This window comes from Escherichia ruysiae (genome assembly GCF_031323975.1).
Taxonomy (GTDB): Bacteria; Pseudomonadota; Gammaproteobacteria; order Enterobacterales; family Enterobacteriaceae; genus Escherichia; species Escherichia ruysiae.
On record NZ_JAVIWS010000001.1, the window covers coordinates 2861001 to 2876066 of the forward strand.

Below are 15066 nucleotides of genomic sequence, written 5' to 3' on the forward strand. Positions count from 1 at the left end.
TACCACCTGGGTGAGTTCGGGTTTATTTCACTTCCTCCGTGACATTTTTATGTTCTTGCGGTCTAACACGAAGTGTTTTTAACGTCATTTAGGCTGACCGATAGCGGGCAGTCTTTTATTACCAGGATAGTTGATCAGGGGTTCACATGCAGGGCACAAAAATTCGACTTTTAGCGGGCGGTTTGCTGGTGATGGCCACTGCTGGCTATGTGCAGGCAGATGCGCTCCAGCCTGATCCAGCATGGCAACAGGGGACGCTCGCCAACGGTTTACAGTGGCAAGTGCTGACCACGCCCCAGCGTCCCAGCGATCGTGTTGAAATTCGCCTGCTGGTTAATACCGGTTCGCTCGCCGAAAGTACACAACAGAGCGGTTACAGTCATGCCATTCCTCGTATTGCGCTGACGCAAAGCGGTGGTCTGGAAGCGGCACAGGCACGTTCATTGTGGCAGCAGGGGATCGACCCTAAGCGCCCGATGCCGCCGGTGATCGTCTCTTACGACACCACGCTGTTTAATCTGAGTTTGCCAAATAATCGTAACGATCTGCTGAAAGAGGCGCTCTCTTATCTGGCGAATGCGACCGGCAAGCTGACCATCACACCAGAAACGGTTAACCATGCGCTGCAAAGCCAGGATATGGTGGCAACCTGGCCTGCCGACACTAAAGAAGGCTGGTGGCGCTATCGTCTGAAAGGATCAACTTTGTTAGGTCACGATCCTGCCGATCCGCTGAAAAAGCCCGTTGAAGCGGAAAAGATTAAAGATTTCTACCAGAAATGGTACACCCCAGATGCAATGACGCTGCTGGTGGTGGGGAACGTTGATGCGCGCTCGGTTGTCGACCAAATCAACAAAACGTTTGGCGAACTGAAAGGCAAACGTGAAACACCGGCTCCGGTGCCGACGCTTTCTCCGCTGCGTGCGGAAGCGGTGAGCATTATGACCGACGCGGTGCGCCAGGATCGGTTATCTATCATGTGGGACACGCCGTGGCAGCCGATTCGTGAGTCAGCCGCACTGCTGCGCTACTGGCGCGCGGACCTGGCTCGTGAGGCGCTGTTCTGGCATGTTCAGCAAGCATTAAGCGCCAATAACAGCAAAGACATCGGCCTTGGATTTGATTGCCGAGTGCTGTATCTGCGTGCGCAATGTGCCATCAACATCGAGTCACCAAACGACAAGCTGAACAGCAACCTTAATCTGGTGGCGCGTGAACTGGCGAAAGTCCGCGATAAAGGTCTGCCGGAAGAAGAGTTCAACGCCCTGGTCGCGCAAAAGAAACTGGAGCTGCAGAAACTGTTTGCCGCCTATGCACGAGCTGATACCGATATTCTGATGGGGCAGCGGATGCGTTCACTGCAAAATCAGGTTGTCGATATTGCACCGGAGCAATATCAGAAACTGCGTCAGGATTTCCTTAACAGCCTGACGGTAGAGATGTTAAATCAGGATCTGCGTCAGCAGTTGTCGAACGACATGGCGTTAATTCTGCTGCAGCCGAAAGGCGAGCCGGAATTTAACATGAAATCGTTGCAGGCTGCCTGGGATCAAATCATGGCGCCATCGACTACGGCTGCGGCGACGTCTGTCGCCACGGATGATGTGCATCCTGAAGTGACGGATATTCCACCCGCGCAGTAATAAATAATCCGGCAGCGTTTCTTCTGCGCTGCCGGGATTAACGGTAGTGAATATACCCGCAGATATTTTTCCAGGCACGGCGGTAGCGTGCGGATAATTACTGACTGCTGTGGTTTATGTAAAAGGAAGTAACCACACTTTGTGAACGTAACGTGCTAAAGGAATATAAATGCGCTACAAAGTCACACTGTTCTTGCCGATTATGATTCTCTGTTGAACAGCTCTCTATTCCTGCAACAAAAATTTTCTTTTACTTTGGGATGCGAATAATATTTATGTCAGTACAAGAAATAATATCGATAAAGACAAGGTAAAAATAGAATTCGGTATCAGTGTCAATACGATCAACCGAGAAACGGATGCCGAATTATTTGCTGACAGAGCGAAGTATACAGTTCTCTTCGACGGTAACCTGAAAAACAGGATGATAAACGAGTACGGCGAAAATGATTTTTTAATTACCTATGATGACCGCTGCTATTTATCATTTCGTCAATTTAAAACTAATCATCGTCATCAACATGATTATTATTTTGACTTATTTAACACTAATGGGAATGTTTTCGTCACGGTCGAAATTAAAGGTGAGAACCCGCTTAAATTTACGCGTAGTTTGAATGATATGCGTCAGCAGTTTATTTCAAATCATCAGCACCGCTCGGTTCATCCCTGCAAGAAGATTAACGGAGAACGAATATCTACCCGTTCTCCGCCAAAAACCATTACGCTGGCATCGCCTCACGCGGGATAATCGCGCCGCGATACTGGATAACTGTACTTGCAGTCAAATGTCCACGTTTCGCTGCTTCTTCTGCACTTCCCCCGGTCAGGCGTACCGCCAGATAACCGGCGCTGAAAGAGTCACCCGCAGCGGTGGTGTCGATCACTTTTTCTTTCGGCAGTTTCACCGCAGGAACATCAACTAACCCTTCGCCAGCAATGGACACCAGGCAAGAATCCGCCCCGCGTTTTACCACCACTTCTTTCACGCCTGCGTTATGGGTACGCGCAATGACGTCTTCCACCGGCTGTTGACCCCACAGCGCGTCTTCATCGTCCAGCGTCAGGAAGGCGATATCTGTGCATTCCAGCATTTGCTGGTACACCTGCTGCGTATCTTCTTTGCTCGCCCACAGGCGCGGACGGTAGTTATTGTCGAAAATGACCTTCCCGCCGTTGGCACGGCATTCGCGCAACAGAGAAAGCAGCTTCTCGCGGCTGGTCGGGCTTAAGATCGCCAGGCTAATCCCGCTAAGGTAAAGGTAATCGAAATTCGCCAGCTCTTCACAAATCGCTGCTGACTGCTCGCTCTCCAGCCAGAATTTAGCTGCGGCTTCGTTACGCCAGTAGTAGAAAGTGCGTTCGCCAGTGCTATCGGTTTCAATGTAGTAAAGACCCGGCAGGCGGTTTTCCATCCGTTGGGTCAGGGACGTATCGACGTTCTCGCCGTGCCAGGCGTCCAGCATCTGCTGACTAAAACTGTCCGTCCCCAGCGCCGTTACGTAGTGAACGGTTAATGCCGCAGGATCGACCTGACGAGCGATGTAGACGGAAGTATTCAGGGTATCGCCGCCGAAACCGCGCTTAACGTCTGCGCCTTTCTCGGAAAGCTCAATCATGCATTCGCCAATCACGGCAATCTTTTTGGACATAGTCGTGAACCTGATCTGTAAAAAATTAGCGTTAGTTTGCGCTGTGGTGGTTTGCTGGTCAACTATATTAAAACGCTGTTCCATTATTTTTTTGAGCAAGAACGTATTCCTGGAAGATTCCGTCGTTGTGTGGGCAAATTAACTTCTCTCTGGCGGTAAAGTTCTGCCGTGGCGCGCCGATAATATTTGTCGAGTCCGGGCAGCATCACTTTTAAACACAGGACATCTTCGATGATAAGGCAGGTTATCCAGCGAATAAGCAACCCTGAAACAAGCATCGAGAGCTTGCAGGAACGGCGTTTTTGGTTGCAGTGTGAGCGCGTTTATACCTGGCAGCCGATTTACCAGACTTCCGGACGATTGATGGCCGTGGAGCTTTTAACCATTGTCACGCATCCTGATAATCCCTCGCAACGGCTGCCGCCAGATCGTTATTTTGCCGAAATCACCGTCAGGCATCGTATGGATGTGGTGAAAGAACAGATTGATTTACTGGCGAAAAAAGCTGCATTCTTCGTTGAGCACGGCCTGCTGGCATCGGTTAATATTGATGGACCTACGCTTCTTGCCCTACGTCAGCAGCCGGAAATTTTGCGCCAGATTGACCGTCTTCCCTGGCTGCGTTTCGAACTGGTGGAACACATCCGTCTACCGAAAGATTCAACGTTTGCCTCGATGTGCGAATTTGGCCCACTGTGGCTGGATGATTTTGGCACCGGGATGGCAAATTTCTCTGCGCTAAGTGAAGTGCGTTACGACTACATCAAAATCGCTCGCGAACTGTTTGTGATGTTGCGCCAGTCGCCCGAAGGTCGCACGCTCTTTTCCCAGCTTTTGCATTTGATGAACCGCTACTGCCGTGGGGTGATCGTCGAAGGTATCGAGACTGAGGAAGAGTGGGGCGATGTGCAAAATTCTCCCGCATTCGCCGCACAAGGCTGGTTTCTTTCACGTCCGGCACCAATCGAAACGCTGGACTCGGTGGCGTTGGCTCTGTAAGCCGCCTCATTTTCTGCCTGGCTGGACTATCTTTAGGACTGGCACAGGAAGAATGTGAGGAAGCGAACTATGAGCAAAGCAGGCAAAATAACCGCTGCGATTTCAGGGGCTTTCTTGTTGTTGATCGTCGTGGCGATCATTTTGATTGCAACGTTTGACTGGAACCGTCTCAAACCGACCATCAACCAGAAAGTCTCTGCGGAACTGAATCGCCCCTTCGCCATCCGTGGCGATCTGGGCGTTGTGTGGGAACGGCAAAAGCAGGAAACCGGCTGGCGTAGCTGGGTGCCGTGGCCTCATGTACACGCACAAGACATCATTCTCGGCAACCCGCCGGATATTCCCGAAGTGACGATGGTACATTTACCGCGCGTAGAAGCGACGCTGGCTCCGCTGGCGTTGCTGACTAAAACGGTCTGGCTGCCCTGGATCAAGCTGGAAAAGCCCGACGCGCGCCTGATTCGCCTCTCAGAAAAGAACAATAACTGGACGTTTAATCTCGCCAACGATGACAACAAAGACGCGAATGCAAAGCCGTCGGCGTGGTCGTTCCGTCTGGATAATATTCTGTTCGATCAAGGGCGGATCGCTATTGATGACAAAGCAAGCAAAGCAGATCTGGAAATTTTTGTCGATCCGTTAGGTAAGCCGTTGCCGTTCAGCGAAGTTACTGGATCGAAAGGTAAATCAGATAAAGAGAAGGTAGGCGATTACGTTTTTGGCCTGAAAGCGCAGGGGCGCTATAACGGCGAACCGCTCACGGGTACAGGAAAAATAGGTGGTATGCTGGCGCTGCGTGGCGAAGGAACACCTTTTCCGGTGCAGGCTGATTTTCGCTCCGGTAATACCCGTGTTGCTTTTGATGGCGTCGTGAATGACCCAATGAAAATGGGCGGCGTCGATTTACGGCTTAAATTTTCCGGCGATTCGCTGGGTGATCTCTATGAACTGACGGGCGTTCTGCTGCCCGATACCCCGCCGTTTGAAACGGATGGTCGGCTGGTAGCGAAAATCGACACTGAAAAATCGTCGGTCTTTGATTATCGCGGCTTTAACGGGCGCATTGGCGATAGCGATATTCACGGTTCTCTGGTCTACACCACCGGTAAGCCGCGACCAAAACTGGAAGGTGACGTTGAGTCACGGCAGTTGCGGCTGGCTGATTTGGGGCCATTGATTGGCGTTGATTCCGGGGAAGGGGTAGAAAAGTCGAAACGCTCTGAACAGAAGAAGGGCGAGAAAAACGTTCAGCCTGTGGGCAAAGTGCTGCCTTATGACCGCTTCGAAACCGATAAATGGGATGCGATGGATGCTGATGTTCGTTTCAAAGGGCGGCGCATAGAACATGGCAGCAGTTTGCCGATTAGCTCTCTTTCTACCCATATCATCCTCAAAAACGCTGACCTGCGTCTGCAACCGCTGATATTTGGCATGGCGGGCGGCAGCATTGCGGCGAATATTCATCTGGAAGGGGATAAAAAACCGATGCAGGGGCGGGCGGATATACAGGCTCGTCGACTGAAACTGAAGGAGCTGATGCCGGATGTAGAACTGATGCAGAAAACGCTGGGGGAAATGAACGGTGACGCGGAACTACGCGGTAGCGGTAACTCGGTGGCGGCGCTTTTAGGCAACAGTAACGGCAACCTGAAACTGTTGATGAATGACGGGCTGGTGAGCCGCAACCTGATGGAGATTGTTGGGCTGAACGTCGGAAACTACATTGTCGGTGCGATTTTCGGTGATGATGAGGTGCGGGTGAACTGCGCGGCGGCGAATCTGGATATCGCCAACGGTGTGGCACGCCCGCAGATTTTTGCTTTCGATACTGAGAATGCGTTGATCAATGTTACCGGCACGGCAAGTTTTGCTTCGGAGCAACTGGATTTGACTATTGATCCGGAGAGCAAAGGGATTCGTATTATCACGCTGCGTTCGCCGCTGTATGTGCGTGGGACGTTTAAGAGTCCGCAGGCTGGTGTGAAGGCCGGGCCGTTGATTGCCCGTGGCGCTGTTGCGGCGGCACTGGCAACGTTGGTGACGCCTGCGGCGGCGTTACTGGCGCTGATCTCACCTTCAGAAGGGGAGGCTAATCAGTGTCGGACGATTTTGTCGCAGATGAAGAAGTGATGGGGTTGGATTAGATTTGCTGGTGAATTCGGGAGCAGCGTGTTCCCCTCACCCTAACCCTCTCCCCAAAGGGGCGAGGGGACTGTTTTGTGCGTGTTGAAATAACGAGTGCCGCTTTTCCGTTCACTTTCTGGGGGGGAGGGCTGTTATGTTCGCGATGTAACATCTCGCTCCGCTTTTCTCCCTCTCCCTTTCAGGGAGAGGGCTGGGGTGAGGGTGGCAGCCCGCACGATACTTACAACGACTGATGCCGCGTCTCATGCGTCAGCAGCAAGGCAATTAACGTCAAGCCAGCCATCGCCGCCAGATATAACCCCACTGCGCCTAACCCGTAGTTAGTCTGCAACCAGGCTGCGATATACGGCGCAACGGAAGCCCCAAGAATCGACGATACGTTGTAAGAGAACGATGCTCCGGTGTAACGCACTTCCGTCGGGAACAGTTCTGGCAACAGCGCGCCCATCGGCCCGAAAGTCAGCCCCATCAGACTTAACCCCAGCAGCAGGAAGGCAAAAACCAGAATCGGGTTGCCAGAACCGAGCAACGGGTTAAAGGCGAACAGCGCGAACAGGATGATAAGCGTCGTGATGATTACCATGCTTTTACGGCGACCAAAGGCATCAGCCAGTAATCCGGCGACTGGCACCATCACGCCAAAACCAATCACTGCCATCATCAGCATCCACAATACTTCGTTACGCGGCAGGCCAAGCCCAACTGGCGCGGCGGCGGTACTAAAGGTCATCGAGTAGACGGTCATGATGTAAAACAGCGTATAGGTTGCCAGCATAATGAACGTACCCAGTACGGTTACGCGAACATGTTTGGTCAGCAGCGTACCCAGCGGGATTTTCACCTGCTTTTTCGCTTTAGCGACTTTCTCAAACACCGGCGACTCATGCAGTGAAACGCGGACATACAGGCCGATAATCACCAGCACCGCCGAGAAGATAAACGGTACGCGCCAGCCCCAGCTCATAAACTGCTCGTCGGTCAGTAGCCAGGAAAGCAGCAAGAAAGTGCCGTTGGCAAAGAAGAAGCCAATCGGTGCGCCCAGTTGCGGGAAGGAGCCGTACAATGCACGTTTGCGCGGCGGGGCGTTTTCAGTTGCCAGCAGCGCCGCGCCGCCCCATTCACCGCCTAAACCCAGCCCCTGACCAAATCGAGCCAGCGCCAGCAGCAGCGGGGCGAAAATACCAATCGTGGCATAGCCCGGCAACAGACCAATCACCACTGTCGAAATCCCCATCGTTAGCAACGAGGCGACCAGCGTCGCTTTACGTCCAACGCGATCGCCAAAATGACCAAATACGGCAGAGCCGATGGGGCGCGCGACGAAGGCAATGGCGAAGGTGGCGAGCGACTGTAGCGTTGCTGCCGTAGGATCGCCCTGCGGGAAGAAGATATGCGGAAACACAATAACGGCCGCTGTGGCGTAAATATAAAAGTCGAAGAACTCAATGGCCGTGCCAATGAGAGAGGCGACAAGGACTTTATTACGCGAGTTTACCGGCGTGAATTCCTGGTTATTTTCGAGTGTTGTGGCTGTTGCTTGCATAATCTTTTCTTATTTTTTGGCTAACGAATAGCCATATTACGCACAGCAAAAGTGATATTTCAATGTGTAACAAATCGCGAAAATGGTCAAAAACCAGGCAAAAAGGGGATAATGTTTAGGCTGGTGATTTTTCTTCTATGAAATGCTTCACACAATTTCATAAATAGTCAATAAAACTGGTTTTAGGTTAAATAAAAGTTACCAACTGGATTTATATGCTGGGGTTATGAGTTGGAATGAAATTGTTTGCTCCTAAATAGATGGCTTAAGAGGCTCTGGGGAAGAGTTTCAAGAGGTTATGTGCGCATTATAGCCGGATGCGATGCTGGCACATTTTATCCGGCCTACGGGGAGCCAGGCCGAATAAGGCGTTTACGCCGCATCCGGCATATTTTAAGGCTGCGTTTTCCCCGGCATTCGCGGGTCATCTTTGTACTCGGCGGTGGCAATCCACGCCGCACAAAACAGCGTCAGACGAGCAAAGAAGTAGAAAAACGCCATCAGCCCCAGCACGGAACCAAATGCTGCGCCAGACGGGGATTTCATCAACGACGGCAGGGTGTAGGTCATCACGATTTTAATCACTTCAAAACCAATCGCTGCGAGGAATGTCCCGCGAATCAGCGCCTTTCTACGCGGACGGTGGCGCGGCAGGCGCCAGAAGATCCAGAAGAAAAGCAGATAGTTGGCAAAGATAGAAATCGCCAGACCAATCAACCGCCACGTCGGTTTCAGCCACTCAATGCTATTAAGGTGCAGCGCGCTAATAATCATTTGTTGCGCAGAACCGGCAACCGAGGTGATCGAAAGCGTCACAATCAGCGCAATCAACAAACCAATCAGCGAAATAAAGTCACGCAGATATTTTACCCAGAACTTCTCCTGATCTTGCGGCGAACGTTCCCAGACATCGCGCGATTGGGCGCGAATTGCTTCACGTAAATTCCCCATCCAGTTGATGCCGGAGTATAGCGCCACGGCTAACCCGACAAGTCCTACGGTAGTACGCTGCTGAACGGCAGTGTTGATGGTGTTTTTCAACGTGGCGGCAAGCGTCGGATCGCTGATGTTTTGCAGAATCTTATCGAAGATATCCTGTAACAGCATCGGATGGGAGGCCAGCACAAAACCCCCTGCGGCAAACGACACCATCAAAATCGGGATCATCGACAAAAACGAGAAATAGGTGATAGCCGCACCAAACTGGTTACCCAGCCGATCGTTAAAGCGTTCTGTCGCGCGAATAAGGTGTGCGATGATCGGTTGGCGTTGGATTTTTTCGGCGGTGGTGGTGACGGTTTCCAGCGCCTGGCTAACTTTGCCGCCTTTATCGCTATTATCCAGATGCTTAATTGGCTCGTGCTCCAGATCCTGAGTGGGACGTTTAATCTCGTTTTCCTGCGTCATCCGCTCTTTAGTCCTTCTGTCGTTGTCTTTCTTAAAAAGTATAGTCGGTCAGTCCAGGTACTCTTTCATCACACCAGCCAGCCACTGCATAAACAGGTTTACACGGCGGGAAAGCTCCCGACGCTGTGGGTAAACCAGAGAAATGGAACGTGGTTCGGCGCGGTAGTTGGGTAACACTTCGATAAGCTGTCTGGCGCGTAGGGCTTCGCGTACGGTGACGCGGGGGATCTGAATAATCCCCAGTCCCGCCAGACCGGCGGCAAGATAGTTTTCTCTACTGTTTACCGTCAACATGCCGCCGGACTTAAACCACTGGACGCCATTAACACTGGCAACCTCAAAACCCAACGGATGCGCGCCCAGGTGTGGCGTGTAATGCACTACTGCGTGCGAAGTCAGGTCCTCGGGACTTTGCGGATAACCAAAGCGCGTCAGATAGTGCGGACTGGCGCAGTTGACCATCGTCAGTTTGCCGAGGGGACGGGTGATGAGTCCATCGTCGGGCAACGTTCCCGTGCGTACTACGCAATCAAAGCCATCATGAAGAATATCTACCGGACGGTCATTGCTGCTTAATTCCAGTTCAATTCCCGGATATTGATGGAGAAATTCGGGCAGACGCGGCAGTAGCAGGGTTTTTGCCATCCCGGATGGGATATCGATGCGCAATTTACCGCTGATGCTGGGGGCGCCCTGCTGAAATAAACCGTCCAGTTCGTTGAGATTACTCAACACATCTTTTGCCCGTTGGTAATAGGTCATGCCATCAGGCGTGAGTTTGACCCGTCGCGTGGTGCGCTGGAGAAGCTGGGTGCCAAGTTGATGTTCCAGTGCCTGTATCTGGCGCGAAACGCTTCCTTTTGGCAATGCAAAGAAATCCGCCGCGCGGGAAAAACTCTCCAGCTCCGCAACCTTGATGAACAACTGCATTGCGTGAATTTTATCCATTTCTTTTACCGATTGTTGTTCACAGCGAAACAGTAACGCGTATATCGCATTATTTATTGTTTTTCTAACATCTAATGCATGATTTCACAACGATGCAACGTTGAAAGTGAGGCGATTTTAGAGAATCAAAGGCGGATTCGCGTCTCGGCATAGAGAAATAACCAACACAAAGCCAAAATTTTGATTCGTTTTATAAAATGCGGACATACAACATTGTGTATTTGTGCGTAATCCAGTCACTTTCTTAAACTATGGATGCTATTAAAGCGTGCGCTGAATTGGCCTGGTTAACCGGAACGTGGCGCGAAAATATAAGGAATTCCTTAAGATTTTTTTAAATAGTGCCCTCGACATGTAATTTCAGGCGGTTAGCTGTAACTATTTATATCGGTAACTATTTTCTGTCTTTCATCTCTGTAGAATGGCCTCCGCCAAATGGCGAATTCTTATTTTGTCTCTCGGGTAATACCCTTCCACTACTTAAGTCTTTTTAACGTATTCAGGTGGAGATTCAGTAATGCAAATAATCATGTTTGACAGGCAGTCAATATTTATTCATGGAATGAAAATCAGTTTACAGCAACGTATTCCAGGCGTAGGTATTCAGGGCGTCGGTCAGGCAGACGAGTTATGGCAAAAGCTGGAAAGTTACCCTGAAGCCTTAGTTATGCTCGATGGCGATCAGGATGGGGAGTTTTGCTACTGGTTGTTGCAAAAAACCGTGGTGCAATTTCCTGAGGTTAAGGTGTTAATCACGGCTTCGGATTGCAACAAACGATGGTTGCAGGAGGTTATTCATTTCAATGTGATGGCGATTGTACCGCGTGATTCTTCGATCGATACGTTTGTGTTGGCGGTCAATAGTGCGGCGATGGGAATGATGTTTCTGCCCGGTGACTGGCGAACCACGCCGGAAAAGGATACGAAAGATCTCAAATCGTTAAGCGCCCGCCAGCGGGAAATTTTAACCATGCTGGCGGCGGGCGAATCGAATAAAGAGATTGGTCGGGCATTAAATATCAGCACCGGAACGGTAAAAGCGCACCTGGAATCGCTCTATCGCCGTCTGGAAGTGAAAAACCGTACCCAGGCGGCGATGATGTTAAATATCTCCTCCTGAAGAGGATAATTTTACAGCCAGTAGGACGTTAGTGGCTGGCTGTAAAAAATATTATGGTTCGCCGTATAAACCAATTAAACGGCGTACCACACCGTTGGTCCAGCCAAAGCCATCCTGCAATGGATATTCGCCCCCGCCGCCCTCGCGGGGGATACCATCGGCAATATGGTATTTCTCGATCAGTTTGTGCTGTTCCAGATAGAACTGATTCACCGTCTTCAGCCAGCTACGCGCAATCTCATCACCCAGATGGTCATCACCGTACATTTTAAATCCCTGAATCGCCATCCATTGTAACGGTGCCCAGCCGTTGGGTTTATCCCACTGTTCACCGGTTTCATACTCACTTGCCAGAATCCCGCCCGGCGTCAGTAATCGGCTTCGCACGGCATTTGCCAGACGGTCGGCCTGTTCATGGTTCGCCATGCCCACATATAACGGCACAATGGCAGCAGCGGAAAAGAGTGCCTGCTGTTCGCGCCGCCAGTCGTAATCGCGGTAGATACCATTTTCATCATCCCAGAGATAATGGTTTACCGCATCGCGGCGGGCATTGGCTTTCTGGCGGAACAGCGTTTCCGTCTCCTTATCGCCTTTCAGCGACGAGATGTTGGCGATGGCGCTCTCCAGTTTAAACAGGAAAGCATTAAGATCGATGGGGATGAACTGAGTGGTACGAATGCTCGCCAGGCGACCCGCGTCTCGCAGCCAACGGGAAGAGTAATCCCAGCCAGAAGCTGCGCCCGCGCGTAAATCGCGGTACACCTCGTTGGGCGGGCGACCAGAATGTTTTGCGGTTTCTACGTCTTCAAGCCAGGATTCGTCACGCGGCGTGTCGCGATCGTCCCAGTAACGGTTGAGCAGCGATCCGTCGGGCATTCGCACAACATGGCGATAGGCCTGATTAGGGATCAGCGATTCTGCGCCGTCCATCCAGAAGGCATATTCCATTTTAAGATGCTCAAGGTAACGGCGCGCGCCGCGTACACCATCTTCTTCAAACAGCTCCACCATCAGCGCGAACACCGGTGGCTGCGAGCGGCTCAAATAATAGGTGCGGTTGCCGTTGGGGATGTGCCCATAGTTTTCGATCATCCAGGCGAAGTTATCGGCCATGCATTTCAGCAAATCTTCACGCCCGCTTTCCGCCAGCCCCAGCATGGTGAAATAGGAATCCCAGTAGTAGGTTTCGCTAAAACGACCCCCTGGAACAATGTACGACTGCGGCAGCGCCAGCAGAGAAGACCACGGGATGTGATCCTGTGGCTCGCGGGTTAATACCGGCCATAGCTGGTCGATATGCTCTTTCAGTGAGTTTTGCGGGTTCGATACATATTCACTGGAGTAAATCTCCGGTAACCAGAAGTGATTTTCAACGAATCGGCGCAAATCGAAATCACGATGACGGCGCACTTTACGATAGCGGATTAAGATATCCAGCGGGTCCATTTTGGGAGCGCAGTCAGGAAACGTTTTACTGTCGGGGAAAATTTTTGCTGACTGGACATGTTCGAAAAGTTCGAGATAGCGGTCAGCAGGTGTTAGTGCGTCAGAGGCTGGCAGCCCCTCAATCATTTCGGGTTCTGGCTCTGCCTCGATCATCTCATCCAGTTTTAATTCATACGGGTCCAGCTCATAACAGAGATCGACCTCGATCGTCAGTTCGTCTGGATTAGGGTTTTGAATTTTCTGATTGAGCATAAGGATCCGACCTCCGAAATTCGTCGCTAATTATCGGCTTTCCTTTAAGCGTAGTCATTCGCTCCGGTCGATGGGCGACGAAGCGTGCGGTGGATCACGTTTATTAATGGGACAAAAAATATAACGCGCTAATATCAATGGAATTTATAAAAATACGGATTTCGTGTTGTTTTTCATTTTCAGAACATTCAATCATGGTCTCCCCCGTAATCATGATATGCCATTCCTGATCTGGGTAATAGGCACAGGCTATCTTATTGATAGTTTATATTCATGTAATTGATTGATTCCTATCAAAAAGCGTATCTCCCTGTTTTTTATGATGGCTTTGTCTCGCAGAGACGTTTGCAGCATTCTGGAAAATTTTCTGGGTCACAATAACTCACTACCGTGAGGGAAGAATAATGAAAATGGTCTCACGTATTACCGCGATCGGCCTGGCTGGCGTCGCGATTTGCTATTTAGGGTTATCTGGTTATGTGTGGTACCACGATAATAAACGCAGTAAACAGGCCGATGTTCAGGCATCTGCTGTCAGTGAAAATAATAAGGTTTTAGGCTTTCTCCGCGAAAAGGGATGCGACTATTGCCATACGCCTTCGGCAGAATTACCCGCCTATTATTATATTCCTGGCGCGAAACAGTTGATGGATTACGACATTAAGCTCGGATATAAATCTTTTAATCTTGAGGCCGTGCGTGCGGCTCTGTTGGCTGATAAACCCATTTCGCAAAGCGATCTGAATAAGATTGAATGGGTGATGCAGTATGAAACTATGCCACCAACGCGTTATACCGCGCTACACTGGGCGGGTAAGGTGAGTGATGAAGAGCGGGCGGAAATACTGGCCTGGATTGCAAAACAGCGCGCGGAATATTACGCCAGCAATGACACCGCGCCGGAGCATCGCAATGAACCGGTGCAGCCCATCCCGCAAAAACTGCCTACCGATGCGCAAAAAGTGGCGTTAGGGTTTGCCCTGTATCACGATCCCCGTTTATCGGCTGATAGCACCATTTCTTGCGCTCATTGCCATGCGCTGAATGCGGGAGGTGTTGATGGCAGAAAAACATCGATTGGTGTCGGTGGTGCGGTCGGGCCGATTAATGCGCCGACGGTGTTTAACTCGGTGTTTAACGTTGAGCAGTTCTGGGATGGTCGTGCGGCAACATTGCAGGATCAGGCGGGTGGGCCGCCGCTGAATCCGATTGAAATGGCGTCCAAATCCTGGGACGAAATCATTGCGAAGTTGGAAAAAGATCCTGTGCTGAAAGCGCAGTTCCTCAAAGTTTATCCGCAAGGTTTCAGTGGTGAAAATATTACTGACGCAATTGCTGAATTTGAGAAAACATTAATTACGCCGGATTCACCGTTTGATAAATGGTTGCGTGGTGATGAAAATGCGCTGACGGCGCAGCAGAAAAAAGGTTATCAATTATTTAAAGATAATAAGTGTGCAACGTGTCATGGCGGTATTATTCTCGGTGGACGTTCCTTCGAACCGCTGGGTCTGAAAAAAGACTTTAATTTTGGTGAAATTACGGCGGCAGATATTGGCCGTATGAATGTAACTAAAGAAGAACGCGATAAACTGCGTCAGAAAGTACCCGGTTTGCGTAACGTTGCGCTAACGGCACCGTACTTCCATCGCGGTGATGTGCCGACGCTGGACGGGGCGGTGAAACTGATGCTGCGCTACCAGGTCGGTAAAGAGCTGCCGCAGGAGGATGTGGATGATATCGTGGCTTTCTTGCACAGCCTGAACGGAGTTTACACACCGTATATGCAGGATAAACAATAATTAATTCGATCGCCCGACAGGAATGTTTGGGCGATTTTTATTACGATAATAAAGTCTGTTTTTAATATTATCATGTTAAATGTTTATATTATAAAAAGCCTTTTTT

Annotated in this window: 10 protein-coding genes; 5 read left to right on the forward strand and 5 right to left on the reverse strand. The window is 50.6% G+C overall.

The features are described 5' to 3' along the window. Positions 1-146 precede the first annotated feature (146 nt). Positions 147-1643 carry a M16 family metallopeptidase gene (locus tag RGV86_RS13805; protein ID WP_001163165.1) on the forward strand — a complete coding sequence of 499 codons (1497 nt, stop codon included), beginning with the start codon at positions 147-149 and terminating at the stop codon, positions 1641-1643. Positions 1644-2365: 722 nt separating this feature from the next. On the opposite strand, the gene kdgK is transcribed toward RGV86_RS13805, so the two are convergent. Continuing rightward, entirely contained in the window at positions 2366-3295 is a 930-nt protein-coding gene (gene kdgK / locus RGV86_RS13815) for a 2-dehydro-3-deoxygluconokinase (RefSeq protein WP_085461376.1), read from the reverse strand. A 231-nt stretch (positions 3296-3526) separates the two neighbouring features. Here kdgK and pdeH point away from each other — a divergent pair, with 231 nt between their 5' ends. After that, positions 3527-4294, forward strand: coding sequence for a cyclic-guanylate-specific phosphodiesterase (gene pdeH / locus RGV86_RS13820; protein WP_000621120.1), 768 nt, complete (start codon positions 3527-3529; stop codon positions 4292-4294). Between the two features lie 69 nt (positions 4295-4363). Continuing rightward, positions 4364-6424 (forward strand): AsmA family protein, encoded by a 2061-nt coding sequence (locus RGV86_RS13825; RefSeq protein ID WP_085461375.1) that lies wholly within the window; start codon positions 4364-4366, stop codon positions 6422-6424. Between the two features lie 235 nt (positions 6425-6659). Here RGV86_RS13825 and RGV86_RS13830 read toward each other — a convergent pair whose 3' ends face one another. The 3 genes from RGV86_RS13830 to RGV86_RS13840 form a co-directional block, all read right to left on the reverse strand. Further along, positions 6660-7982, reverse strand: a complete 1323-nt coding sequence (locus RGV86_RS13830) for an MFS transporter (protein ID WP_001149026.1) — start codon at positions 7980-7982, stop codon at positions 6660-6662. Between the two features lie 393 nt (positions 7983-8375). After that, complete coding sequence (gene yhjD / locus RGV86_RS13835) at positions 8376-9389, reverse strand: inner membrane protein YhjD (RefSeq protein WP_000191243.1); 1014 nt, start codon at positions 9387-9389, stop codon at positions 8376-8378. Between the two features lie 48 nt (positions 9390-9437). Beyond that, positions 9438-10337: a LysR family transcriptional regulator gene (locus RGV86_RS13840; protein WP_085461374.1), complete on the reverse strand. Its 900-nt coding sequence runs from the start codon at positions 10335-10337 to the stop codon at positions 9438-9440. 517 nt (positions 10338-10854) lie between these two features. Between RGV86_RS13840 and RGV86_RS13845 the strand changes: the two genes are divergently transcribed. Continuing rightward, positions 10855-11457 (forward strand): helix-turn-helix transcriptional regulator, encoded by a 603-nt coding sequence (locus RGV86_RS13845; RefSeq protein WP_001165764.1) that lies wholly within the window; start codon positions 10855-10857, stop codon positions 11455-11457. A gap of 51 nt (positions 11458-11508) precedes the next feature. Here RGV86_RS13845 and RGV86_RS13850 read toward each other — a convergent pair whose 3' ends face one another. Beyond that, positions 11509-13158: an alpha,alpha-trehalase gene (locus RGV86_RS13850; protein WP_000934236.1), complete on the reverse strand. Its 1650-nt coding sequence runs from the start codon at positions 13156-13158 to the stop codon at positions 11509-11511. Positions 13159-13562: 404 nt separating this feature from the next. Between RGV86_RS13850 and ccp the strand changes: the two genes are divergently transcribed. Beyond that, entirely contained in the window at positions 13563-14960 is a 1398-nt protein-coding gene (ccp, locus tag RGV86_RS13855; protein ID WP_000784808.1) for a cytochrome c peroxidase, read from the forward strand. The last annotated feature ends 106 nt before the right edge of the window (positions 14961-15066 follow it).